At 57.1% G+C, this 629-nt stretch carries 1 pseudogene; it reads right to left on the bottom strand.

From position 1 onward, the window contains the following. Positions 1–408, bottom strand: a pseudogene (locus GOB90_RS18755) (IS5 family transposase); the annotation flags it as partial. Positions 409–629: the final 221 nt, after the last annotated feature.

The raw sequence follows: 629 nt of genomic DNA, 5'->3' as shown, positions 1-629 counted from the left end.
CGTAGCCTGACGGATCGATGCGCCTCCCCCTTTTTCGGCGCTCCGGACGCTCTGGCTATCTATGATCGCAGCGGTCGGGCTGGCTTGCCGTCCGGCTTGTTCCCGGCACTGCACATAAAGCGAGTGGTGAATGTTAGCGAGCGTCCGGTCGTCGGTCCAACGTTGGAAGTAGAAATTCACCGTGCTGCGCGCCGGAAGATCTTTCGGCAACGCCGCCCATTGGCAACCCGTGCTCAGGATATACAGGATCCCGTTCACGATCTCCCGTTCGTTGACATGGCGTTTATTACCACCACTCTTGGCCGCTGGGATCGACGGATTGATCAATGCCCATTCCGCGTCCGTCAGGTCGCTCGGATAGCGCAGCTTGCTGCGATCGTAGCGACCTCGGTTCTCAATGGTCCACATCCAGAAACTCCCGCAAATCGGTTCGCCATCATCGAATCACAAGGGATTCCAATGATTCAAGATGTTCTTGGATGGACACTCAGGAGCAGGTGAGGGGCTTTTCACCCATGCTTTTGCTCCATGCCACGATCGAGATGGGGAAATAGAAACGGATACCGTCTGCGCCCTCCCATGCTCCCATGCCCAGACGATCCTGACCGCCTGCGATATCCTCTGCAAAC

The sequence above is a fragment of the Acetobacter oeni genome (genome assembly GCF_011516825.1).
Lineage (GTDB): Bacteria > Pseudomonadota > Alphaproteobacteria > Acetobacterales > Acetobacteraceae > Acetobacter > Acetobacter oeni.
The sequence above is the reverse complement of the archived record's forward strand: the minus strand, read 5'-3'. Positions and strand labels throughout refer to the sequence as shown.